Here is a 20,133-nt window from a genome sequence, read left to right as displayed (position 1 = left end):
GGCAACTTTGGGTGCGAACCGTAGATAATTGAACGGCTTCTTTGCCTCTGTTTTCGGTCAGGCGACAATTCTTCCAAAGTTAAGCGCCGTGCGCGACTCAGCCCGGTTCGAGAGCTTTCATGACGATTTCGGGTTTTATTGTTGCTTAATTATTGATCGTTTAGCCAATGGGTGCGACAAAACGTCAGAACGCTCGTCGTTCGTCGGCACGGAGGATTACATGACGGCCATTAATGAACCCAGCTTTCGCGAAAGTGTAGATTTGATGTTTAACAGGGCTGCGTCCCTTATGGACCTGCCGCCGGGGTTGGAGGAAAAGATCCGTGTCTGCAACGCCACCTACACTGTTCGGTTCGGCGTCCGCCTGCGCGGCGATATCCATACATTCACCGGTTACCGCTCGGTTCATTCCGAGCATATGGAGCCTGTAAAGGGCGGTATTCGTTACGCCCTTGCTGTGAACCAGGACGAGGTCGAGGCGCTTGCCGCCCTGATGACCTATAAATGTGCTCTGGTCGAAACGCCCTTTGGCGGATCAAAAGGGGGATTGTGCATCGATCCCCGTAAATACGAAGAGCACGAGTTGGAGCAGATCACCCGCCGCTTTGCCTATGAGCTGGCCAAGCGCGATCTGATCAACCCCTCGCAAAACGTGCCCGCGCCCGACATGGGAACGGGTGAGCGTGAGATGGCCTGGATGGCGGATCAATACGCCAGGATGAACACGACGGACATCAATGCACGCGCCTGTGTTACAGGAAAGCCGCTGAACGCGGGCGGCATTGCTGGCCGGGTCGAAGCAACAGGTCGCGGCATCCAATACGCCCTGCGTGAATTCTTCCGCCACCCGGAAGACATGCAAAAGGCCGGGCTGACCGGCAAGCTGGATGGAAAACGTGTCATCGTTCAGGGGCTGGGCAATGTGGGTTATCACGCCGCGAAGTTCCTGAGCGAAGAGGATGGATCCAGAATTGTCGGCATCATCGAATGGGATGGTGCGCTTTATAATCCCGACGGCATCGACGTGGAATCCGTACGCCAGTGGATCGTCAAGCATGGCGGTGTTAGTGATTATCCCGATGCGACACACTCGGCCGAAGGTGGGGCAGTTCTTGAAGAAGACTGCGATATCCTAATTCCTGCTGCGCTGGAGGCGGTCATCAACCTGTCTAATGCAGACCGGATCAAGGCACCTTTGATCATTGAGGCCGCGAATGGCCCAGTGACTGCCGGTGCGGATGAGATTCTGCGCAAAAAGGGTACGGTGATCATTCCGGACATGTACGCAAACGCGGGTGGTGTGACGGTTTCCTATTTTGAATGGGTCAAGAACCTCAGCCATATTCGCTTTGGCCGTATGCAGCGCCGACAGGAAGAGGCCCGGCACGAGCTGATCGTGAGTGAACTGCAGCGGCTGGATCGTTATCTTGGCGATGCCTGGTCGATGTCTCCGGACTTTAAGGCCAAGTACCTTCGCGGCGCGGACGAGCTGGAACTGGTGCGCTCGGGCCTCGATGACACGATGCGCATTGCCTATCAATCCATGCGCGAAGTCTGGCACAGCCGCGACGATGTCGAGGATCTGCGGACGGCGGCCTATATCGTGGCCATTGACCGCGTCTCGAAAAGCTATCGTGCCAAAGGGCTGTGATGTTTTGAAATCAGGGGCAGCCTGGCTTTGTCAGGCCGCCCCAACGGTAAGGGCTGGCCGACTTAACCACGGTAGACACGCCAAAAACTGCAATGGCAGGCCGTGCCTGCGACAGGTAAGCTGCAGCGACAGAATCGATTACCGGAGTTCCCTATGTTGCGTATCGCCATTGCAGCCGCTTTGCTGGCCACCCCATTAGTTGCGGAAGAAACCAAAGAGCAAAGCTGCCAATACCAGGCTGAAGTTGTTGCGGCGATCCAGAAGGCACGGCTGGACCGTGTAAAAGAGCGCAACGTGCCCCAGGCAGTTGCCGAAACCAGCCCGACCTGGCCCGAAAATTACAATGCTGCCATCCCTTTGATCGCGCCTTGGGTCTACGAACAAAAGATGCGCGACGTGCGTAAAAAGGATCTGGGTGCCGCGTGGCTTGAGCTGTGTTTGCAGCAATAATCCACAGCCCCATCATTTCCTTGTGGACAAACGCGCGTCATACCCTTGGCGCGCGTTCCTGTTTCTGTCAGGTTTGACCCATGTCTCTGCCCCCCGGATTTCTGGATGAACTACGCACCCGCCTGAGCCTGTCTCAGGTTGTCGGGCGTAAAGTCATGTGGGATCCGCGCAAGTCCAACCAGGGTAAGGGCGACATGTGGGCGCCATGCCCGTTTCACCACGAAAAGACCGCGTCCTTCCATGTAGATGACCAGAAGGGGTTTTATTACTGCTTTGGTTGTCAGGCCAAAGGCGATGCGATCAGCTTTGTGAAAGAGACTGAGAATGTCTCGTTCATCGAAGCGGTTGAGATTTTGGCGCGCGAGGCAGGCATGCCGATGCCAGCACGTGATCCAAAGGCACAGGAAAAACAGGACCGCCGGTCGCAACTGGCCGACGTCATGGAGCAGGCCGCGCAATTCTTCCGCTTGCAACTCAAGACCGGGGCAGGGGGCGCTGCGCGCGATTACCTGACCCGTCGAGGATTGGATGCACAGGCATTGGACCGGTGGGAGATCGGGTTTGCGCCGGATGGCTGGCAAGGTTTGTGGGATCACCTGCGCGGCAAGAACGTGGCCGAGGACCTGATCCTTGGGGCCGGGCTGGCCAAACCCTCGAACAAGGGCAAAAAGCCTTATGACACGTTCCGCAATCGGATTATGTACCCCATCCGCGATCCGCGCGGGCGGTGCATCGCGTTTGGTGGTCGGGCAATGGATCCCAATGACAATGCAAAATACCTGAACTCGCCCGAAACGGAATTGTTCGACAAGGGGCGTAGTCTTTATAACCACGGCCCTGCGCGTCAGGCCGCAGGAAAAGGGCAACCTCTGATCGTGGCCGAAGGGTACATGGATGTGATCGCCCTGGCCGAAGCCGGATTCGGGGCGTCGGTCGCCCCATTAGGCACGGCGATCACCGAACATCAGTTGCAGCTACTATGGCGCGTCTCGGATGAGCCGATCATCGCATTGGATGGCGACACGGCCGGTCTGCGTGCCGCGATGCGGGCCGTTGATCTGGCGTTGCCATTGTTAGAGGCCGGGAAATCCCTGCGCTTTGCGCTGATGCCCGAGGGCAAGGATCCCGATGATCTGCTGCGGGCCGAGGGTCCGGCAGCGGTGAAAACAGTGCTTGAAGGCGCTATCCCGATGGTCAAACTGCTGTGGCAGCGTGAAACAGAGGGCAAGGTGTTCGACAGCCCGGAACGCAAAGCTGCGTTGGATAAGTCGCTGCGGGACAAGATCAAACTGATCCGCGATCCCTCGATCCGGTCACATTACGGGCAAGAGATCAAAGACTTGCGCTGGCGATTGTTCCGCCCGCATCGCCAGCCGCAAAATCGCCAATGGCAGCCACGCGGCAAGTGGCAACCTCCGAAACAGCCGGCAACCCCCGGTGCGCGCTCATCTTTTCTGGCGTCTTCAGAAACCGCGGATATCCAGATGCGCGAGGCTGCTATTCTGGCAATCGCCATCCTGAACCCCACTGTTGTGGTCCAATTCGAACATCAGCTTGAAGAAATGGAGTGCCATGATCCTGATCATGCCGCCTTACGCGCCGCCATCCTTCGACATGCGATCGACGACCCAGAGCATCTGAAAGACCACATTTTTGAAACTTTGGGCGGCGAAGTCCTTGAAAACCTGCTGGCCCTTCGCCATGTCGCAGTAATCCCTTGTGTATTCAAACCAGGCGACGTCGAAAAGGCCGAGATGACTCTGGCCGAGGAACTCGCGAAAATCAAAGCGTTCCGGGGGTTGGATGCCGAGATTGCCGAAGCTGCAGAGGAACTGTCTGATCTGGCTGATGAAGCGCTGACATACCGGCTGGCCCAGGCCGCCGAAGAGCGCAACCGCACAAGCCGCAGTCAGAACGAAGATAGGGCGGTTTTTGACATCGCCGATAACGGCGCACGAATCAACCGCGACGAGAAAGACGCGTTTCAGGCGATCATGTCTGGCATCAATTTTGAACGGAAACGTCGCTAATGTGGTGTTTTCGTAAGGCACTGGAAAAGAAAAACGGGTAAACGGGTGGCCGAATCACTTCTACGCGCTAATGATTCGGTACAAACGAATCACCCATCCCTGCAGGAGCATTGAATGGCCGCCAAGGATACAAACGAAGACCGCAAATCCGACGAGCAGGAACAGGAAATCTCGCTGGACATGAGCCAGGCCAACGTCAAGAAAATGATCGCCGAGGCCCGCGAAAAAGGTTACATCACCTACGACCAGCTCAATCAGGTTCTGCCGCCTGATCAAGTCAGCTCGGAACAGATCGAAGACGTTATGTCGATGCTGTCCGAGATGGGCATCAACATCATCGAAGATGAAGAGGCCGAGGAAGAAGAGAACAAAGGCTCGACCGAACTGGTTGCCGCAGAAAGCAACCGAGAGGTTGCGCTGGCGGGTGCTGGTGCTGAAAAGCTGGATCGCACAGATGACCCGGTCCGCATGTATTTGCGTGAGATGGGCAGCGTCGAACTGCTGAGCCGCGAAGGCGAGATTGCCATCGCTAAGCGGATCGAAGCCGGTCGTAACACCATGATTGCCGGTCTGTGCGAAAGCCCGCTGACCTTCCAGGCGATCACCATCTGGCACGACGAATTGTTGTCCGAAGACATTCTGTTGCGTGACGTCATCGATCTGGAGGCCACGTTTGGCAACCAGTTAGACGAAGACGGCGATGTGGAAGAACCGGTTGTCGACACGTCTGCGGTTCAGGCGGCAAAACCCGCCAAGGACACCGGCCCCGAGCTGGACGCCGATGGCAACCCGCTGAACAATGATGACGACGACGACGACGACGAGCAGGCAAACATGTCGTTGGCCGCGATGGAAGCCGCGCTGAAAGATCAGGTTCTGACTACACTGGAACGGATCTCGACCGACTTCTCGATGCTGTCGGAAATGCAGGATAGCCGGATCTCGGCGACCCTGAACGAAGACGACACCTTCTCGGAAAAACAAGAGGCGACCTATCAACAGCTGCGGTCTGAGATCGTAGAACTGGTGAACGGTCTGCATCTGCACAACAACCGTATTGAAGCGCTGATTGACCAGCTGTACGGCATCAACCGTCGTATCATGTCGTTGGACAGCTCGATGGTGAAACTGGCGGATCAGGCGCGCATCAACCGTCGCGAATTCATCGACGCATACCGCGGGCGCGAACTGGACCCGAACTGGCTGACCGAGATGGCAGAAAAACCGGGCCGGGGTTGGCAGATGTTTATCGAACGCTCGACCGCCAAGGTCGAGGAACTGCGCAACGATATGGCTCAGGTCGGTCAGTATGTCGGCCTGGACATCCCTGAATTCCGCCGCATCGTGCAGCAAGTTCAAAAGGGTGAAAAAGAGGCGCGTCAGGCCAAGAAAGAAATGGTCGAAGCCAACCTGCGCCTAGTGATTTCGATTGCCAAAAAGTACACGAACCGTGGCCTGCAATTCCTTGATCTTATTCAGGAAGGCAACATCGGCCTGATGAAGGCGGTGGACAAGTTTGAATACCGTCGCGGGTACAAGTTCTCGACCTATGCGACCTGGTGGATTCGTCAGGCGATCACGCGGTCTATCGCGGATCAGGCCCGTACGATCCGTATTCCGGTGCACATGATCGAAACGATCAACAAATTGGTCCGGACCGGTCGCCAGATGCTTCACGAGATCGGCCGCGAGCCGACGCCGGAAGAACTGGCCGAAAAGCTGCAGATGCCGCTTGAGAAAGTTCGCAAGGTGATGAAAATCGCCAAGGAACCGATCAGCCTCGAAACTCCGATTGGCGACGAGGAAGACAGCCAACTGGGCGATTTCATTGAGGATAAGAATGCCGTGCTGCCTTTGGACAGCGCCATTCAAGAAAACCTCAAGGAAACGACCACACGGGTTCTGGCCTCGCTCACACCGCGTGAGGAACGTGTTCTGCGGATGCGTTTTGGCATCGGCATGAATACCGACCACACTCTGGAAGAGGTTGGTCAACAGTTCAGCGTGACCCGCGAACGTATTCGACAGATCGAGGCGAAAGCACTTCGGAAACTGAAGCATCCCAGCCGATCGCGCAAATTGCGGTCCTTCCTGGATCAGTAATCAAAAAGGCGCCTCGATTGAGGCGCCTTTTTCTTATCCGTTCACGCGATGATCACGGTGACCGGTTCAAACCTCAAATTGGCGAGAACTCACAAGGCAAGCGACGTTGTGGTCCCTATTTCTGATTTGTCCACTCATGGGACAGGCCGGGGCGAGGCTGTGCCGCAGACGACCCCCGGCCACCCAGATTGTCTTATGGTTCCAACCGGGTGCGGAACGTGCTGGGCGCCTGACCGGTCCAGCGTTTGAACGCTGTCGAGAACGCAGGTTGATCCGCATAGCCCAGAGAATAGGCGATTTCCGACAGAGGCATCCCGTTGGTGATAAAGGTCTGCGCCAAATCGCACCTCAGGTCTTCGACAATCTCACGATAGCTTGTCCCTTCATTGTTCAACCGTCTGGCAAACGTGCGCGGACTCATCCCAAGGTTCGAGGCTGCGTCGTCCGCCTGAATAATCGCGCCGGGCATCGACCGGGTGATCAGCCCCTCGACTTGCGCCCTGAGTTTTTGCGCAGGCTGGTCACTTTTTGCCTGAACCCTGTCGCCATATGACAGAAGATGCTCGCGCAGGGAGGGGTCATATGTCGGCACCGGCAGATCCAATGAGGACAGCGTCAGTATAATTTCCAACCGTTCTGCACCAAAGGACACAGGAAAGCCCGCTAATTTCTGAAACTCTTTTCTGGCTTCGCCGACCTCGTGCTGAAAGCGGATTTCGATAGGAAAAAAACTTGTCTGCGTTAACGAGCGTATGCGGGCGAGGGCCGCGAAAATCAAAAATTCGGTTCGACGGTGATATCGGGCAAAACTGGCATCCTTCCAGTCGGCTTCGATTGAAGCAAAGTTTCCGGAAACGCGCAGGCTGAAGTACAAAGCCGGGTCGATCATCCCGTGAAACCGCGACGAGTTTTCGACCACTTGCTTCAGATCGCGTGAGTATTTGCTGATATACGCCGTCAGGCTGGAGGACGACCTGAAGCCAAGCCCAGCACTGGCCGAAAAGGTGATGTCATTCAGCGCGTCGCAGGCGTAGCGGACAAACAACGCCTCTTTGTGCGCGCTATAGGCTGTTGCAGGTGGCGCAATGTCGCTGCGGCTCAGACCGGATTTGGCCAGCACGCGATCACCAATCGAAGGATCTTCTGCCCTTTGATCTAGTGTTTTGGACAACACTTGAATGCGGGCAATATCGACGTCCATGTTCAAACCCGAGTTAGCAGCGTATTTCATTTCGCGGCATTTGTTCCGGCCGCTGTCATCTATTCAAATAACAATGGCAGAATTTCGCAAGACTACATTGGGTGTCATACGTATTTTCCGCGTGCTGTCGGGTTAAGCCTTGTGGGGATGAGGTCAGAGCCCAGGAAACTTGTCGCGCAGATGACCCGCGGCTCCCCGACACATATCAATTCGCAAAGATGGCCCAGTGTCGCATTGCCCGGAATGTGCAGTGATGCGAATGTGCTTCAAAATGGGTTAGCAGGCGTAACTGATATGACCACACTGGCAACCGATGCGGCAGATGGTCAGGATTTCATTGTCTTTGACGGCGAATGCGTTCTCTGTTCGGGCTTCTTTCGTTTGATGGTCGCGCGAGACAAGGCGCAGCGGTTCAAATTTGCCACCGCGCAGTCGCCATTGGGGCAAAGGCTGTATTCTCACCTCGGACTACCGACGCGGGACTTTGAAACCAATCTCGTCGTTACCGATGGCGTGGTTCATCATCGGTTGGATGCTTTCGCAACTGCGATGCGCAAGTTGCCGGGGTTTTGGTGGGTTCTTTCGATCTGCAGGTTTCTTCCTCGCATCATCAAAGACCCGCTGTATTACGTAATCGCCAGAAACCGGTATGCAGTCTTCGGACGTTCGCCGACCTGCATGATCCCAGACAAAACGCTGCAAGCTCGCTTTCTGCCTGAGGGGTTCTGAGTGCACCCTGATCCCTTTATGCAAGCCTTGCCCGTGGGCACGAACCTGCCCAAGGCACTGCAAGCCTTGCACAGCACGGGCGGATTTTATTCCGGGCGATGCTCGGTCACGCCGGGCAAGGGGTGGCTGGCCAAACTCGCGTTGCGCTTTGCCGGCATGCCGTCCGGGGGTGACGACATCCCGGTGCGGCTCAGCGTCGAGCAAGAGGGAAACGCTTGGATATGGACGCGCGATTTCGATGGTCACATCACCCGATCGCGGCTGACTTTGGACCAGGACCAGGGATGCGTCTGCGAGCAGTTTGGGCAGGTCCCCGTATGGTTAAAGCCGGTATTTGTACCCGAGAGGTTAGAGATCCAGATCATGCGCCTCAGCCTGTTGCGAGTTCCTTTCCCGAAGGTGCTTCTACCGCAATCAAAGACCGAGGAATGGCAGGATGATGAAGGACGGTTCCGGTTTGACGTGTCGGCCCGGATGCCGCTTGTTGGGGCTTTGATCCGGTATCAGGGCTGGCTAACGTCCGATCACGCGAGGACCCGCGTTGACTGAATTGATTGTGAACCAGCTTTGCCCGGTAAGAATGTATACTATTTGAGAAATTACCTCGAAATGAATGAGAGTATGATTATGAAACAGGTTATGACATTTGCGGTTTCTGCCGCGATCTTGCTGTCTGTGCCCCTATCGTCGGCCTCGGCTGCGCGAAACGGATTTCAGACGGTTGCCGTCAACAGCAATATGTTCGAAGTGATCCCGCGGGCCCGTCAGGACGTGGACGGGTATTGGTGCGCGGCTGCAGACTTTGCGCGCCGGACTTTGGGTGCAGGTTGGCAGCAACGTATTTATGTGGTGCGCGGCTATGGTCCCAGCGAAGCAACGGGCCGCCGCACGGCTGTTCAATTCTCGCTGCAGCAACCTACAAACGTTGCCCAGCAAAGCAGTTCGATCTCAGTCGGTTTCAAGGCTGGCGAAAGCATGTCGGTTCAGGGGGCAAACGGACGTTGCAACATCCGCCCATTCCGCGACTGATCGAGGACTGGTCGCCATATGCAGACCGAGTTTATTATTTCGACGAACGGACCAGGGTTGTACGAATTCACCCGGGACGTGCGCAACTGGCTTAACTCGGTCTCAGGCGATGGTTTGCTGACATTGTTCGTGCGGCATACGTCGTGTTCGCTGACCATTCAGGAAAACGCTGATCCTGAGGTGCAAACAGATCTGCAGGCCTTTTTTGAACGTTTGGTGCCGCCGTCTGATAACCCGGTTATGGCCTATCTGCGCCATACGTACGAAGGCCCCGACGACATGCCGGCACATATCAAGGCGGCACTTTTACCTGTATCGCTTTCTGTTCCCGTGTCCGCGGGGCAACCGGTGCTGGGAACATGGCAGGGTATTTACCTGTTTGAACACCGCACCGCAGCGCATGTGCGAAAGGTCGCGGCGCATTTCGCCTGACCCCTTTATCTTGCGGTGGAAATTTCCGACTACCCAAATCCTAGCGGCTACCCTATAGTTGTGGATAAGTAAGTCATAGTGCTTACAAAAAGAGGCGGAACCAGGGACGAGGAGACGGTGGATGCGCTGCCCGTTTTGCGGAAATATCGATACTCAAGTCAAAGATTCACGCCCGGCAGAGGACCATGCGGCCATTCGTCGGCGTCGGTTCTGTCCCGCGTGTGGGGGGCGGTTTACGACCTACGAACGTGTCCAGTTGCGCGATCTGGTGGTAATCAAAACCAACGGCAAACGCGAAGATTTTGATCGGGACAAGTTGGAGCGTTCGATCCGCATTTCGATGCAGAAACGCCCGATTGATCCGGAACGTATTGACCAGATGATTTCTGGAATTGTGCGTCGCCTGGAAAGCATGGGCGAGACCGATATCCCGTCCAGCAAAATTGGCGAGATCGTCATGGAAGCTCTGGCGCGGATCGACACCGTCGCCTATGTTCGCTTTGCGAGCGTATATAAGAATTTCCAGGCGGCCGATGACTTCGAGGAGTTTGTCCACGAACTGCGCCCGCCGCAGCCTTCGACGGACGAGTGAGCGAAACAGATAAGCGATACATGGCGCTTGCCCTGTCTTTGGGGCGGCGCGGTCAAGGGACGTGCTGGCCAAACCCAGCCGTCGGTTGCGTGATCGTGCGTGACGGGCGCATTGTGGGACGCGGCTGGACCCAGCCGGGTGGCCGCCCGCACGCCGAACCGCAAGCGCTGGCTCAAGCCGGAGACGCGGCGCGGGGTGCCACGGTCTATGTCACGCTTGAACCCTGCGCCCACCACGGTAAAACACCCCCTTGCGCCGAGGCCCTGATCGCTGCCGGTGTGGCCCGTGTTGTCGCGGCCATCGAAGACAGCGATCCGCGTGTTGCAGGACAAGGCTTTGCCATGCTGCGCGAGGCGGGGATCGAAGTTGTCACCGGTGTTCTGGCCGAACAGGCAGCCCTGGATCTTGCGGGGTTCTTCCTGAAAACCGAACAGGGGCGTCCTTTCGTAACCCTGAAACTGGCCAGCAGTTTTGATGGGCGCATCGCCACCGCCACGGGGCACAGTCAATGGATCACCGGCCCAAAAGCGCGGCGTGCGGTGCATGCCATGCGAGCGCGTCATGATGCGGTGATGGTCGGGGCAGGCACCGCGCGCGCCGATGACCCATCCTTGACCGTTCGGGATATAGGGGTCGACGCTCAGCCTGTGCGAATTGTGGTCTCGCGCCATTTGGACATTCCTTTGTTGGGGCAGCTGGCGCGCACGGCTGCTGAGGTTCCTGTTTGGCTATGTCACGGCCCATCCCCGGATGCCGAGCGTGCCCGTGCGTGGGAAGGGCTTGGGGCGCAACTGCTGCCTTGCGCGCTGGACGATCACCAGATCGATGCAGCGGACTTGTTGCAGCAGTTGGGTAAAGCAGGTCTGACCCGCGTGTTCTGCGAGGGTGGGGCAGCTTTGGCCGCGTCGCTGCTTGCTGCGGATTTGGTCGATGAATTGGTCGGGTTCACCGCCGGGCTTGCGATCGGTGCCGAAGGGTTATCTGCCATCGGCACGCTGGGGTTGGCCAAGTTGGACAATGCACCGCGTTTTGAGCTGATCGAGGCCCAGGTCATCGGGCCGGATGTCATGCACCGTTGGGCGCGGGCGCTGCGTTAACGACGCCAGATATGTGCATGGGTCGCGAATGCGCCTTGTAGTTTTGACAGAACTCGAAGCAGTGGACCGCCTGCGGGTGCAGCACCTTGTGACAGCCGTTCAACCGCGACTTCTACGGGGCAGGGCTCACCTGTCACTGGGTCCAAATACCGGGGATAGTCGATCAGCGCCGCGTGAACCAAACCTAAAACCGTAGGTCGTGCGCCCCTGCGGACTGGGACGGTTCCCAAATCGTTCGTCAGCCCCCAACCCGCATAAAAAGGCGCGCCCAGGGTGGTCACATTGACACCGCGCATCAAAGCTTCGAACCCCAGTAAAGAGGTCATGGTCCAGACCTCCTGGACCTGCGACAGCAGGGCTGCCGGGTCGCATTGAGTGGCGATGACATCGGCGAGGTCTGCGGCCTCGACTGCCCCATCGCGCAAGCCCGCTTCGACATCGGGGTGCGGTTTGTAGATCAGAATGGCGTTTGGGTTTGCCTCGCGCACGGCGCGCAACAGATCAGCATTTGTGCGAACAGTGTTGGTGCCCAACTGGATCGAAGCATCGTCTTCGACCTGACCGGGGACGAGTATGCGATGCCCCTCAGGCAAATTCGGTGCGCCGAACCCTGTGTTGTACTTGGTGATTTGGGCGGACAGGATTTGAGCGATCAGCCTTTCGGCACGCAATTCCTGATCTGGCCGCAGAGTTTCCCGGGCGGCAATAAACCCTTCCAGTTGGCTGGGATGCGTCGGGTCGTAATAGATCCCCTGATTGTCCGTTGCCAATGACACGGGCGGTACAAGTTTTGCGCCCAGCCCGCGCGAGCGTAGAAAGCCATCCTCGACCCGGACGGCACTTTCCGTGCCCCTGGCTTTACTTGCCCAGACCATATGAGGACGATCTGACTGCGCCGGCTGATCGTCAGTGAAGCGGATCGTTTTTTCGCGCCCAAACATCTGTTGCAGGTGTTTGCGTTTCCACAGGCGCATACCCGAGGCCGTCCAACCCTTGTGATCCTGCCGCCAGGCGCGGGTTCTCGCCTCAAGCGTGTCCAGAACGGTTTCCAACTCGCACAGCTGGTCCCGGTATGGATCGTACCAGGTCGGATAGAGGATCATCGCTGCAGCGAACAATTGCGCGCGCGTTAGGTTGCGTTGGCGGCGTGGCAGGTGTGCTTCATCCTGCGTCAGTCCCCAACCTGCATAGAAGGGCTGGCCAAAAACACGCGGCTTATGTCCGGCCAATATCGCCTCGAACCCCATCTGTGAGGACAAGGTGTAAACGCCAACCGCACCTTCCAACAAAGCCCACGGGCTGACCGGTGTGCTGATCACCGAGACGCGATCGGTTTGGTCAGCGGTGGAGAAATAGCCTGAACGATGCCCGGCGATGGTGTCGGGATGTGTCTTGATCAGAACTTTGGCGCCAGGATTCTCTTCCTGCGCCATGACCAGCATTTCGCGAAACCGGGCCGCATCCCCGGCGCTGGCCGTCACAGCTGCGTCGTCGCGAACCTGATCCACCACCAGTACATAGCCGGGGTCAGGGGGCGGAGCGGTCAGATCAAAGGCCGAGTATTTGCTAAGTTGCAGGTCGCGCATCCGTTCAATCCCGCCCCGTGCGCGGTTCAGCAGGGCGGTGTCGTCCAAGGGATCGGTGCCCAACAGCGTTTCCAGATCGGACGCCTGAGCCGCATCGAAATGTAAGCCGGACCGATCAAGCAACAGGCCAAGTGGCGGCTCTCCGCTGCGGCCAGGATGCAAAGACCGAAGAAAGGCGTCTTCGACGCGCAGCACTGGGGCATTATTCCGAGCCGCAACAGCAAGGCCGCGATAAGCCGTCAGGCTGTTGCCCCAAACGCCGACGGCATCACCGTCTTTGGGCAGGCCAATCCGGATGTCGTAACCGGACAGGGACAATATTCGACGAATTCGGCGGGATGTCAGGAAACCACCATTGTAGACAAGCAGCCGGGTACGTTCAGACCCGGCTGTTGTTTCAAGCGACATCAGTTGCCTGTCAGCGTGGCGACATTGGCCAGCGGTGTAAGGCCGCCGGAGATCAGGGAAATAGACTTTGTCCACTGCGCATATGGCGCTTCGGTCACATAGATTGTGTCATCGTCGCGGATCACGAAATCCCGTGCAATGAAAAGCCCGTTGGGGGCCGTCAGGTTCAGCAGGTAAATCATGCGCTGATCGCCCTGCAGGTCCGAACGCCCCATCACTGAACGAGCAATGTCCTGACGTTCCTTTCGCAACACGAAAATGCCGGTCGGGTCCGAGGAGAGGGGCAGCAATCCGCCAACCTGCGCCAATGCTTCAAGCGCCGAAAGGTCCTGGGTGTCAAACGCAACCCGGGACTGGCCACCGGTTGCGCCAAGCGCAATGTACGACCGGCTGTCCGCTTCAACCAAAATGCGATCGCCGCCACGCAGAGCAACATCCAGCTTTGGGTTGCTGAACAAATCGTCGTACCAGACCGTCCCTTTTTGGTTGCCCCTGAGTAGCGTCACAACCGCTATGTCGGAACCAACGGATACGCCACCTGCACGTGACAGCATGCCTGAGAGGGTACGGGTAGGAAGTTCAATTGGATAGATCCCCGCCGACCCAATGCTTCCTGTTAGTGAAACGGTCGCACCATCTCCCGCAGCTCGACGGACTTCGACTTGAGGGTCAGGTGTCTGATCCTGCAATTTTTCAGTAATTATTTGACGCAGTTGCTCGGGCGTGTTTCCAGAGGCGCGCACACGCCCTGCATAGGGCACAAAGATGAAGCCATCAGCGTCTACCTGTACATCATTGAGTGATGTGGCAGAGCTGATGTCACCTGACAGCAGACCATCATCAACGTTTTCCCAGATCGTCAATCCCAACACGTCGCCAGGGCGAACGGTATCCGCCGTCAGGCTCTGCGCGCTGGTGAAGGAAGACGAAAAACCGAATTGGTGGACTTTGGATGTCGCGCGCGCGACTCTGTCATCCACCTCGACGACAAAGGCATTGCCACCATTTTTCACTGAACCGGCCAGAATTTCGGATTTGTTGGGGCCAGATTTAGGGAGCTGGCACGCGGCCAGTACGCTACATACAGCCACAAGGGCGGCCCCTCGCACCCAGCGAATTGGAAAGCACTGCACTGCCGATTATCCTCAGTCGTCTTTTGTTTGCGTCAACTTAGCTTGTTCGGGGTCCAACATCCAGCACCAACCAACCCGGCTTAATCGACGAGTTTCAACTGTGGCGTCGACGCCTCGTTGTCGGACAGAACGGACTGATAGGGGTCATGTGCCCGCAACAGCATGTCGGCGGCGCGGCGCAGCAATTGCCGCCGCCCGCGAAGTGAATAAAAGCCGCCGGGTAACTGGCTGGTTTTCAATAGAAATTGCCGGTAAGCCCGATAGGCTCCGTGGTCCGGTATGTCCGGGTCGGCAAAAAACTGGGCAATGGGTTGCTGTGAAACAAACTCGGGTTTGTCATAGACGGACTTTCCAAAACTGCGCAACGGGATTCCGCGCCACAGAACTTGTTGACCTGCGGTGGAATTGATCGTCACAGCTGTGTTCGCGTCATCTAGCAATCCGGCCAGTTTGCCGCCGGGAACGTAGTGCACGCGATCCGCCACTTGGTGCGCGCGGGCTATTTCGCGCGCTCTGCGACGCAGCGGCTCGCGATGGTTTTCCAGCGGATGTTCCTTCAGAACCAGAAGGTGATGGCCCGGAGCGCCTTTGGCAAAACCTGATATGACATGCTCCAAAAAGTCCGACATGCAGGTATAATCTGAATGGGCCTGCACCGAACTGTCATGACCCAGTTGCAACAGGGCCAGGTGATAGGGTGCACCGTTTTGCCGAACGCGCATGGTGGCCCAGCGACGCCTAATTCTGTGGAAAGGCATCAGCGCAAGCCGTTTGAAGTACAGGCGAAACTCTGTTGATACCGGCAATTCCCGGTGCGGCTTGAAGTTGGAGTACCTCCGGTTCAGGAACAGAACAAACCAGTGATAAAGCGCTCCGTAGAATATGTGTTGCCGCATATCGCCCCAATGGGACGGTGGCGGTGGAACCGGCGCCTCGGACTGGTCAAGCGCATCTTGCATCTGCGCGACATCCAAAGACATCAGCCGTGAGTGCCCATTTGATCCGTTGCGTTCGTAAGTGACCCACCACGGGCGCAGATACCCCTCTTCGAAGACATGGACAGTCACATCCATCTCGCGCGCAACATCCACAGCATTGGCATGAACCGGACGGGTGTCACCGTATAGAACGATATCTGTGACCGACTGCGTCCGGATCAGTTCCCGAAGGGTTTCGGGCCATTGCACGGAATGGTCCAAAAACGGGATGTAGGTGCTGCGGTCAAACCAGAACGCCTGATCGCCCGCGTTAAACCCCACGCGCAGAACATCAGCCCCGGCGGCGCGCAAAGCGCGTGCCAGTGCGCTAAAGAAAGGGCCATGCGGTCCCTGCAAAAACAGGAATACACGGCGAGGCGCGCGCGAGGCGAGTGGATGCATCCGGGTCTGCTCTTTATCGTTTGGTACCAAAATTATGCCTGTATACATCAATCCGGGCAAGGCAGGGCTTGCCCACAGCGTTTCTTGGGCTTACCTCGGCGGTTACACATACGCACAGGTTATAAGCTAAGGGTGAAAGCAATGTTCACAGGGATCGTCACCGATATCGGAATTGTTACCGTGTTGGACCAGCAAGGGGATCTGCGCGCCCGGATCAAAACCGGCTATGACACTGCGGGTATCGATATTGGCGCATCCATCGCCAGTGACGGCGTCTGTCTGACCGTGATCGCCCTTGGGGATGATTGGTACGATGTGCAGATCAGTGCCGAGACGGTGTCGAAAACCAATCTTAACACATGGCAAGTTGGCAAACGCGTGAACCTTGAACGCGCCCTCAAGGTTGGGGACGAACTGGGTGGGCACATCGTTTCCGGCCATATCGACGGCGTGGCCGAGGTTGTTGCCCTGCAGGACGAAGGCGACAGCACCCGTGTAACGTTGCGCGCGCCCAGGGAATTGGCCCGCTTTGTCGCGCCCAAGGGATCAGTTGCGCTGAACGGAACCTCGCTGACGGTCAATGACGTGGACGGTTGCGATTTCGGGATCAATTTCATCCCCCACACCAAAGAGGTGACAACCTGGGGCGATGTCTCGGTCGGTGATCAGGTGAACCTCGAGATTGACACGCTGGCGCGTTATGTAGCTAGGCTTGCTGATTGGAGTCCGACCGACCTCAAATAGAACTTTTTTTGCTCAGGATTTGGGCGACATACCAGCAGACCAAGGCGACCAACGCGCCAAGGTAACCGTCAACTGCGTAATGCCATGCCAGATGTACAGAACCGATTTGGATTACCACTGCAAAGACGGTGAACGCCCAACCAAGCCAGCGCGAGTAGCGGAATGCGAAGAGTGCCATGAGAACGCTGCTTGCGACGTGCATGCTGGGCATGGCGGAAATACCGCGGATCATGCCTTCGGTGTTGTAGTTGGTCAAAAGAAGATCGTGTACGCTAAGGGCCCAGACGGGGCTGATCTCGTTTAGCATTTCAAGCTTGAGCAACTGTTCTGTAAACGTGTCCCCAAATCCGAACTCTTCGAAATAAACTGGGCCAACTGAAGAGAACAGAGTGGCCAGAACATTTCCGCCAATGATGAAAGTCAGAGCGAAAGCCACAAGATAGGTCATGCCACGTTCCGGATCGCGTCGGTCATAAGCCGCAACAAAGGCCATGGCGTAAATTAAAACGAACCAAAAATGGTAGGCTACGTTTATCATCGTTGTGATAAAGGGGTATCCGAACACGGGCCAAAGAAGGGTCCACACATCGACACCTCCATGCAGGATCCGGTCCAGTTCAGCAAAGGTCGGATCCCAGGAAAATGGAACAAAATTCGAGACCAGGTTTTTTAGAAGTGTAAACGTGTTCGCCAGAGCAGCGAGAGCGACAAAGCATATCGTACCATCTACCAATCTGACGTAGCGAGATAAGTATGTTCTGATGTCGGATACCATCCAATGGATCGGCTTTTTCGGCCTTACGCGAAACATGGCGTAGATAAATCGCCACACTATAAATCCTGTCGCGCAAACAATGGTGAAGTTGAGGATCTTATTCAGAATTGTGATGAGATTTTCAATCAGCGGCGCCCAAAACGGAATATGAAATATCGAACAGATCACCGCGCCGGTAAGCATGTGGAGGCCAACGATGAACAAAAACAATCTGTTTCGCCAAAGCGCTGACGCCAACGTACGTTCAGCAGCTGTTAAACCGTTGTAAATGATCCCGTAATTTATCTGGTACATCTAGAGAAGTCAGTTTGATTGAAATTGTTTCGAGATAATTAATTTAAGAATTCTGAGTGGGCGTTATTGGGACTTACTAGTCTGCTCGGTCGTTTCGGGCTATAGCCTAACCCTTAAGAGTTGTATCGGGGCAAAAAACACCGGTTTTGTATAAGGTGAGCGGGCAGCCTGGCAGAATTCCGCGGCCGATTGTGCTCTGGCATTTGGCTTTCGGTTGGTCTATCCAGCCGGTCAGAAACGCTCTTGCGAAAGGCTGCCCCATGAGCTTTGAAACCCCCGGACCCGTCGAGGCCCAGCTGCGCGACGCGATCAGTCCGATCGAAGATATCATCGAAGAGGCGCGCAAGGGCCGGATGTATATCCTGGTCGATCATGAAGATCGCGAGAACGAGGGTGATCTGGTCATCGCGGCCGAGTTTGCGGATGCCGAGGCGATCAATTTTATGGCCACCCATGGGCGCGGGCTGATCTGCCTGCCGATGACGGCAGAGCGCGTCGAAGCCCTTGGCCTGCCGATGATGGCTGTAAACAACTCATCCCGTCATGAAACCGCGTTTACCGTGTCCATCGAGGCACGAGAAGGCGTGTCAACCGGCATCTCGGCAGCAGATCGCGCGCTGACCGTTGAAACAGCAATCAACGAACAGAACACGATGGCGCAAATCGCGACGCCGGGTCATATCTTTCCGCTACGCGCCAAGCGGGGCGGGGTGCTGGTGCGCGCCGGTCATACAGAGGCGGCGGTCGATATCTCTCGGCTTGCCGGGTTGAACCCCTCAGGGGTAATTTGCGAGATCATGAAGCCCGACGGCACCATGGCGCGCCTGCCTGATCTGGTCGCGTTCGCCAAAGAACATGACATGAAGATCGGCACGATCAGCGATCTGATCACCTATCGCTCGCGCAACGACAATCTGGTCGTCGAAACCTCGCGCAGGACTGTGACGTCAGAATATGGCGGCGAGTGGGAAATGCGCCTCTTCACCGATCAGACACATGGCATCGAACACGTCGTCATGATCAAGGGTGACATCACCACGCCCGAGCCGGTTTTGACCCGGACCCATGCACTGCATGAAGCGCCTGATGTTCTGGGCCTGGGTCCAAAATCGCCGCAGGAACTGCCGCGTGCGATGGAAAAGATCGCCGCCGAAGGGCGGGGCGTGGTTTGCCTGTTTCGTGAGCCGCGCAATGCGCTTTACGCAACCGATGACGAAGGCCCGCGCACCATCAAGCAAACCGGTCTTGGGGCGCAGATCTTGTCCAAACTGGGCATCCAGGAACTGGTTTTGCTGACAGATACACCGGAAACGAAATACCTGGGGCTCGACGCGTTTGGAATCTCCATCGTCGGAACCCGTTCCATTCTCAAGGATGATTGATCGTGGCTGAACAAGACAAACACGGCGTACTGCCAACGCCGACATTCGACAAGCCTGTGAAACTCTTGATCGTGGTGGCCCCGTTCTATCGCGCCATTGCCGACAATCTGGTTGCCGGTGCCAAGGCCGAGATCGAAGCCGCTGGCGGCACCTGCGAAGTTGTTGAAGTTCCCGGCGCGCTGGAAATCCCGACCGTCATCGCCATGGCGGATCGCCAGTGCAACTATGATGGTTACGTGGCGCTGGGCTGTGTCATTCGTGGCGAGACCACGCACTATGAAACGGTGTGCAACGACTCGAGCCGGGCGATCCAGTTGATGGGCCTGCAGGGTCTTCTTATTGGCAACGGCATCCTGACGGTCGAAAATGACGATCAGGCCGAAGTCCGCGCAAATACCAAAAAGATGAATAAAGGCGGTGGTGCGGCCGCTGCGGCCTTGCATCTGATTGCACTCAGCCGTAAGTGGGGCTCTTCCAAAAAGGGCGTCGGGTTCAAGCCGCCGTCCGAGTCCATCCTTGTGGCGGGCGACAACAACGGACCCACAACAGCATGACCCAGACTGACGCGCCGAAACCGGCCAACCAGAAACGCCTGATGAAATCCGCCGCCCGGCTTTATGCCGTGCAGGCGCTGTTCCAGATGGAGCAATCGGGCCAAACGACGGAAGCAGTCGTGAACGAGTTTTTGGATCATCGGTTTGGCGCTGTCTATGAGGGCGAGGAAATGCTGGACGGCGATATCCGCGTGTTCCGCAAGTTGGTTGAAGACGCAGTGAATTATCAGGCACCGATTGACCAGATGACCGACCGCGCTTTGGTCGCCAAATGGCCTATTGCACGCATCGACCCGACCCTGCGCGCCACCTTCCGTGCAGCCGGGGCCGAACTGACCCAAGGCGATACGCCACCAAAGGTTGTCATCACCGAATTTGTTGACGTGGCGCGCGCATTCTTCCCGGACGGCAAAGAACCGAAATTCGTCAACGCTGTTTTGGATCACATGGCCCGCGAAGCACAGCCAGAGGCGTTTTGAGTTAAGCCTTAGTCCAGATGAATAAGGCGCAGCCACACAAAGCGCTGCGCCTGAAATCTAATAATACGCTTGTTCAAACAAGTCT

At 56.7% G+C, this 20,133-nt stretch carries 19 protein-coding genes; 14 read left to right on the top strand and 5 right to left on the bottom strand.

Going from position 1 to position 20,133, the window contains the following annotated elements:
• Window positions 1–220: 220 nt before the first annotated feature.
• The 4 genes from DHN12_RS04180 to rpoD all read left to right on the top strand — a co-directional run bounded on the left by DHN12_RS04180 (window position 221) and on the right by rpoD (window position 6,234).
• The gene (locus tag DHN12_RS04180) at window positions 221–1,651 is read left to right on the top strand and encodes a Glu/Leu/Phe/Val dehydrogenase (protein WP_108859115.1); all 1,431 of its coding nucleotides are present in this window, start codon (window positions 221–223) and stop codon (window positions 1,649–1,651) included.
• 153 nt (window positions 1,652–1,804) lie between these two features.
• On the top strand, window positions 1,805–2,101 hold the full coding sequence (locus DHN12_RS04175; protein ID WP_108858985.1) for a hypothetical protein: 297 nt from the start codon (window positions 1,805–1,807) through the stop codon (window positions 2,099–2,101).
• An 80-nt stretch (window positions 2,102–2,181) separates the two neighbouring features.
• Window positions 2,182–4,131, top strand: coding sequence for a DNA primase (dnaG, locus tag DHN12_RS04170; RefSeq protein ID WP_108858984.1), 1,950 nt, complete (start codon window positions 2,182–2,184; stop codon window positions 4,129–4,131).
• 114 nt (window positions 4,132–4,245) lie between these two features.
• Window positions 4,246–6,234 (top strand): RNA polymerase sigma factor RpoD, encoded by a 1,989-nt coding sequence (gene rpoD, locus DHN12_RS04165; protein ID WP_058277324.1) that lies wholly within the window; start codon window positions 4,246–4,248, stop codon window positions 6,232–6,234.
• Window positions 6,235–6,427: 193 nt separating this feature from the next.
• On the opposite strand, the gene DHN12_RS04160 is transcribed toward rpoD, so the two are convergent.
• On the bottom strand, window positions 6,428–7,465 hold the full coding sequence (locus DHN12_RS04160) for an AraC family transcriptional regulator (protein ID WP_234416544.1): 1,038 nt from the start codon (window positions 7,463–7,465) through the stop codon (window positions 6,428–6,430).
• 264 nt (window positions 7,466–7,729) lie between these two features.
• Between DHN12_RS04160 and DHN12_RS04155 the strand changes: the two genes are divergently transcribed.
• The 6 genes from DHN12_RS04155 to ribD all read left to right on the top strand — a co-directional run bounded on the left by DHN12_RS04155 (window position 7,730) and on the right by ribD (window position 11,314).
• Window positions 7,730–8,164 (top strand): thiol-disulfide oxidoreductase DCC family protein, encoded by a 435-nt coding sequence (locus DHN12_RS04155; RefSeq protein WP_108858983.1) that lies wholly within the window; start codon window positions 7,730–7,732, stop codon window positions 8,162–8,164.
• Window positions 8,165–8,182: 18 nt separating this feature from the next.
• The gene (locus DHN12_RS04150) at window positions 8,183–8,713 is read left to right on the top strand and encodes a DUF4166 domain-containing protein (RefSeq protein ID WP_108858982.1); all 531 of its coding nucleotides are present in this window, start codon (window positions 8,183–8,185) and stop codon (window positions 8,711–8,713) included.
• A gap of 60 nt (window positions 8,714–8,773) precedes the next feature.
• Complete coding sequence (locus DHN12_RS04145) at window positions 8,774–9,193, top strand: hypothetical protein (protein ID WP_234416543.1); 420 nt, start codon at window positions 8,774–8,776, stop codon at window positions 9,191–9,193.
• A gap of 18 nt (window positions 9,194–9,211) precedes the next feature.
• Window positions 9,212–9,625 carry a secondary thiamine-phosphate synthase enzyme YjbQ gene (locus DHN12_RS04140; RefSeq protein WP_108858981.1) on the top strand — a complete coding sequence of 138 codons (414 nt, stop codon included), beginning with the start codon at window positions 9,212–9,214 and terminating at the stop codon, window positions 9,623–9,625.
• 121 nt (window positions 9,626–9,746) lie between these two features.
• Window positions 9,747–10,217 (top strand): transcriptional regulator NrdR, encoded by a 471-nt coding sequence (gene nrdR, locus DHN12_RS04135; protein ID WP_058274803.1) that lies wholly within the window; start codon window positions 9,747–9,749, stop codon window positions 10,215–10,217.
• On the top strand, window positions 10,214–11,314 hold the full coding sequence (gene ribD / locus DHN12_RS04130) for a bifunctional diaminohydroxyphosphoribosylaminopyrimidine deaminase/5-amino-6-(5-phosphoribosylamino)uracil reductase RibD (RefSeq protein WP_108858980.1): 1,101 nt from the start codon (window positions 10,214–10,216) through the stop codon (window positions 11,312–11,314). The genes nrdR and ribD overlap by 4 nt, the downstream gene beginning before the upstream one ends.
• Here the strand turns inward: ribD and DHN12_RS04125 are convergent.
• The 3 genes from DHN12_RS04125 to DHN12_RS04115 all read right to left on the bottom strand — a co-directional run bounded on the left by DHN12_RS04125 (window position 11,311) and on the right by DHN12_RS04115 (window position 15,820).
• Window positions 11,311–13,308: a capsular polysaccharide biosynthesis protein gene (locus DHN12_RS04125; protein WP_108858979.1), complete on the bottom strand. Its 1,998-nt coding sequence runs from the start codon at window positions 13,306–13,308 to the stop codon at window positions 11,311–11,313. The genes ribD and DHN12_RS04125 overlap by 4 nt on opposite strands.
• Window positions 13,308–14,441 carry a polysaccharide biosynthesis/export family protein gene (locus DHN12_RS04120; protein ID WP_108858978.1) on the bottom strand — a complete coding sequence of 378 codons (1,134 nt, stop codon included), beginning with the start codon at window positions 14,439–14,441 and terminating at the stop codon, window positions 13,308–13,310. Before DHN12_RS04120 ends, DHN12_RS04125 begins: the two co-directional genes overlap by 1 nt.
• An 80-nt stretch (window positions 14,442–14,521) precedes the next feature.
• Window positions 14,522–15,820: a capsule biosynthesis protein gene (locus tag DHN12_RS04115; protein ID WP_108858977.1), complete on the bottom strand. Its 1,299-nt coding sequence runs from the start codon at window positions 15,818–15,820 to the stop codon at window positions 14,522–14,524.
• Between the two features lie 141 nt (window positions 15,821–15,961).
• Here DHN12_RS04115 and DHN12_RS04110 point away from each other — a divergent pair, with 141 nt between their 5' ends.
• The gene (locus tag DHN12_RS04110) at window positions 15,962–16,564 is read left to right on the top strand and encodes a riboflavin synthase (protein ID WP_108858976.1); all 603 of its coding nucleotides are present in this window, start codon (window positions 15,962–15,964) and stop codon (window positions 16,562–16,564) included.
• Here DHN12_RS04110 and DHN12_RS04105 read toward each other — a convergent pair.
• Complete coding sequence (locus tag DHN12_RS04105; protein WP_234416542.1) at window positions 16,557–17,633, bottom strand: phosphatase PAP2 family protein; 1,077 nt, start codon at window positions 17,631–17,633, stop codon at window positions 16,557–16,559. The genes DHN12_RS04110 and DHN12_RS04105 overlap by 8 nt on opposite strands.
• A 260-nt stretch (window positions 17,634–17,893) precedes the next feature.
• Here DHN12_RS04105 and ribB point away from each other — a divergent pair, with 260 nt between their 5' ends.
• Genes ribB through nusB form a run of 3 tightly spaced genes read left to right on the top strand, consistent with a single transcriptional unit; the run spans window position 17,894 to window position 20,048 of the window.
• Window positions 17,894–19,015, top strand: a complete 1,122-nt coding sequence (gene ribB, locus DHN12_RS04100) for a 3,4-dihydroxy-2-butanone-4-phosphate synthase (RefSeq protein WP_108858975.1) — start codon at window positions 17,894–17,896, stop codon at window positions 19,013–19,015.
• A gap of 2 nt (window positions 19,016–19,017) precedes the next feature.
• A complete protein-coding gene (locus DHN12_RS04095) occupies window positions 19,018–19,569 on the top strand; it encodes a 6,7-dimethyl-8-ribityllumazine synthase (protein ID WP_108859111.1) in 552 nt (183 codons plus the stop codon).
• The gene (nusB, locus tag DHN12_RS04090) at window positions 19,566–20,048 is read left to right on the top strand and encodes a transcription antitermination factor NusB (protein WP_108858974.1); all 483 of its coding nucleotides are present in this window, start codon (window positions 19,566–19,568) and stop codon (window positions 20,046–20,048) included. Before DHN12_RS04095 ends, nusB begins: the two co-directional genes overlap by 4 nt.
• The last annotated feature ends 85 nt before the right edge of the window (window positions 20,049–20,133 follow it).

The organism is Ruegeria sp. Alg231-54 (assembly GCF_900143525.1).
In the GTDB taxonomy this organism is placed as follows: domain Bacteria; phylum Pseudomonadota; class Alphaproteobacteria; order Rhodobacterales; family Rhodobacteraceae; genus Ruegeria.
The sequence above is the reverse complement of the archived record's forward strand: the minus strand, read 5'-3'. Positions and strand labels throughout refer to the sequence as shown.